The organism is Sandarakinorhabdus sp. (genome assembly GCF_031422795.1).
GTDB lineage: Bacteria > Pseudomonadota > Alphaproteobacteria > Sphingomonadales > Sphingomonadaceae > Sandarakinorhabdus.
Map to the genome: position 1 here is coordinate 1 of NZ_JANPML010000419.1, position 3,593 is coordinate 3,593.

Annotated in this window: 3 protein-coding genes and 1 pseudogene; all 4 read right to left on the bottom strand. The window is 66.4% G+C overall.

Features of this window, described 5'->3' with window-relative positions; translation table 11 throughout:
* Positions 1-285 (bottom strand): efflux RND transporter permease subunit (locus RMO81_RS14515; protein WP_409049630.1); only part of this gene is annotated, 285 nt, incomplete at its 3' end.
* Entirely contained in the window at positions 282-1,532 is a 1,251-nt protein-coding gene (locus tag RMO81_RS14520; protein WP_310476622.1) for a TolC family protein, read from the bottom strand. The genes RMO81_RS14515 and RMO81_RS14520, both read right to left, overlap by 4 nt.
* A gap of 44 nt (positions 1,533-1,576) precedes the next feature.
* A complete protein-coding gene (locus RMO81_RS14525) occupies positions 1,577-2,755 on the bottom strand; it encodes a glycosyltransferase family 1 protein (RefSeq protein WP_310476625.1) in 1,179 nt (392 codons plus the stop codon).
* Positions 2,756-2,916: 161 nt separating this feature from the next.
* Positions 2,917-3,039 (bottom strand): annotated as a pseudogene (locus RMO81_RS16220) (PEPxxWA-CTERM sorting domain-containing protein); the annotation flags it as partial.
* Between the last annotated feature and the right edge of the window lie 554 nt (positions 3,040-3,593).

Below are 3,593 nucleotides of genomic sequence, written 5' to 3' on the forward strand. Positions count from 1 at the left end.
CAGCGTGACCTGCGACAGGCCGGAACGGGTGAGCGAGCGGAACCCGCTGAGGCCGGGCTGGCCGCCCATCAGCCGCTCGATCGGCACCGTCACTCGCGTCTCGATCTCCTCGGCAGCAAGGCCGGGCACGGCGGTGTTCACCTGCACCTGCACGCCGGTCACATCCGGGATGGCATCAATGGGCAGGGTGGCAAGGTGATACAGGCCAATAGCCGCCGCGATCAGCGCCGCCAGCAGCACGCCGCCGCGATGGCGAGCGCTGGTGGAAATCAGCGCAGCGATCACGGCTGTGCGCCGCCCCCGGTCGCCACGCGGATATTCTCCCGCGTTTCCCACAGGCCGGCACGCGTATCGAGCACGGCGGCCAGCGCATCGAGCCAGCCAGTCTGCATCTGCACAAACGTCGCCAGCGGCACCGCGCCCAGCCGCCAGGCGCGTTCGGCCTCGGCCGCCGCCGCGGCAAGGCGCTGCGGCGCATCGGCCGGCCATTTCGCCAGTGCTTGAGAGCGGGCGCGATACAGCGCGGCATCGCCATAAAGCCCCGCCAACAGCCGCCGCCGCGCCGCGATCAACGCCGCGTCGCCCTGCGCCGCCCGGCTTTCGGCAGCAGCAACATCGCCTTCCTGCCGGTTCCACAGCGGCAAGGTGGTGGTGGCGCGCAGGCCCACTTGCCTGTCCTTCACGTCACCGCGATCGCGGCTGAGGAACGGCCCGATGCTGAGCGCACCCACCCGGCCCTTTTCCGCCAGCCGCACGCCCAGACCCTGCTGTTGCAACTGCGCCTTCAGGGCAAGCAATTCGAAATTGCCGGCCTCCACCTGTTCGGCCAGCACTGCCACATCGGGCAGCAGCGGCGGCGCGGGCGGCGGGCGCAGGATACGCACTCTGGCCGGGAACGCCTGTCCGCGCAGGCCGTTCAGTTCATAAAGCGCGGTATTATAGGCAGCCTGCGCTTCGGCGGCGGTGCGTTCGGCGGTGATGGCGGCGGCTTCCAGCACGGCAGCCTCCACCGCCGGCGCCGGCCCGGCCGGATCGCGCGCCACCAATACGGCGGCCAGCGCCCGCATCCGACCTGCCACCTGTGCGGCCGCTTCGGCGCGGGCATCCGCGGCAAACAGGCGATAGCCCAAGGTGCGGGCGCGGGCAGCGAGCGTGGCGTCAAACTGGGCCAGGCCGATGCGCGCCAGCGTGACATTGCCCTGCGCGATGGCTTTCCGCAGCGGCAGCCGGCCATTGAACTCGATCGGCTGCAGGATGGAAACGGCAAAGGCCGGGCCGTCGCCCAGGCGCTGGCCAGTGAGCGGGTTTTCAGTGCGCCGTTCGCCAAATTCGACGCTGATTTCAGGATCGGCCAGCCGGCCAGCAGCGGCAGCGCCGGTTTGCGCCAGGCTGATCTGGCGGGCGAGAAACTGCCGTTCCGGGTTGCCCGACACCACTTCGGCGGCGAGCGCATCGATGGAAATGGCCGCCGGTTGGGCGGCGGCGGGCGCGGCCAATGCGACAACCGCGAAAAAGCAAAGGGCTCGGATCATCCCCACCCGCCTAGACCATCGCGCCGAAAAGAAAACCCGTTATCTTACGGGTGTTTAGTTGCAATCAGTTCGCGATAGCGATTGAGCACGGCACCGTTGATCGCGTCCCAGTCAAAGGCCTGTGCTGCATCCAGGCCGGCCCGGCCATGGCCGGAGCGCAATACGGGATCGCTGCAATAGCGCTGCAGGGCATCGGCATAGCCCGTGATGTCGCCCGGCGTGACCAGCGCGCCAGTCGTGCTGTCGGTGACCAGGCATTCATTGCCGCTGGCCCGCGCCGCCACCACCGGGATGGCGCTGGCCATGGCTTCCAGGTTGATATTGCCAAAGGTTTCCGTGGTCGACGGGTTCAGCAGCATGTCCATGCTGGCATAGGCGCGGGCGAGATTCAGCCCATCGAGGAAGCCGGTGAAGATCGCATCGGGGGCCAGCGCCTGGAACCGATCGCGCGCCGGGCCATCGCCCACCACCACCAGCCGGTGCGGGACGCCACGGTGCTTCAGCTCGGCCACGGCAGCCGCGACGGTTTCCAATCCCTTTTCCAGCACCAGCCGGCCCACAAAGCCGATCACCGGTTCGCTGTCACCAATGCCCAGCGCCCAGCGCCATTCCGGCGAGCGGCGCTGCGGACTGAAGCGGGCCTTGTCGACACCCCGGCTCCACACCGCTGGTTCGTTGGCTATGATCCTGGCGTCGCGCATCATGGTGCCAAAGCCCGGCGTGGTCACAAACACTTCATCCAGCCCGGCATAGAACCGCCGCAGCATGGCTTCCATCAACGGCCGCGCAAAACCGAGACCATAGTATTCGAGATAGGTTTCAAAGCGCGTGTGGATCGAGGCCACCACTGGCACCTGCAACTCCCGCCCCAGCCGCTTCAGCGCATGGGCCGCCGGATCGGGCGCCGAAAGATGGATGACATCGGGGGCAAAGGCCCGAATATCGCGCTTCAGCCGATCGGGCAGGCCCAAGGCGACGCGATATTCATCACGGCCAGGGATCGACAGGCTGGGCACCGATACCAGCGTACCAGCCGGTTCAAAGGCCGGGGTGTCGCTGGTCGGCGAATAGACGCGCACTGTGCAGCCCTGGCGCTCCAGATAGGCGACCAGCCGGTTCAGCGCCTGGTTCGCTCCGTCGCGGACATAATTATAGTTGCCCGAATAGAGCGCAATCTTCAGCGGCCGGGCCGGCGCCGGGGCTGCTTCATCCTGTTCGGGCATCTTGAAAGCGGTGGCCACAGCAGATTTCCTGATTCTGTGGCCTTATCGCATGTCATTGTGGCCAAGGCGCGGCAGAGACATGGCAGCCGGCCATCAGCAAAACCGCCGCCCGGCAGAACCGGGCGGCGGCAACAGGCCATTTCTGCCCGTCTCGCAATTGTTCAGGCTGAAACCGCCGTCTTGCGGCGACGGGCAACCAGGCCAACCAGGCCAAAACCAGCGATCAGCATCATCCAGGCCGCGGGTTCGGGCACGCTGGCCAACGGGCCGCCGCTGATAGGGCCGAAATCACGCCGGATGCCCGTCACCACAATGCGGCCATTGCCGAATCGCGCGCCCGACAATTGCGACATCAGATCGGTGCTGGTCATCACGACAAATTCTGAATCAGCTGCGGGCACCGCGCCTGCATTGGTTGTGGCAATGGCTGTGCCAGAAAGCTCGGCGCTGGCCACGAGGGCAAGGATCAACGTCTTCATGAGAACGTCTCCGATAAGAACTACCCTGACGTGAAGCACACTGCATGATCTGTGCCATGCCGGTTATCAAAAGGTTAATCCCATTAACCTCCGTTACTTGCAGGGCGCAGGACAGCAATTGACAGTGTCGCGCTGTAAACATTCCCGACAACTGCGGCAGACCAAGAAAAAGGGCGCGGCGGTTGCCCGCCACGCCCCTTTCATGTGTCCGCCAGACGCGGGGCTGTGGATCAGCCTTCGGTCTGTTCCAGCGCCTTGGCACTGGCCTGCTGCACGGAACGCAGCACGGCATCGCGGCTGGCAGCCTGCACGCGCAGACGGCCCATGCCGGCGCCGGTGCCGGCCGGGATCAGACGGCC

Excerpts from the sequence above, each read along its gene's own strand:
- RMO81_RS14520 (WP_310476622.1), bottom strand. The coding sequence starts at position 1,532 with ATGATCCGAGCCCTTTGCTTTTTCGCGGTTGTCGCATTGGCCGCGCCC.
- RMO81_RS14525 (WP_310476625.1), bottom strand. The coding sequence starts at position 2,755 with ATGCCCGAACAGGATGAAGCAGCCCCGGCGCCGGCCCGGCCGCTGAAG.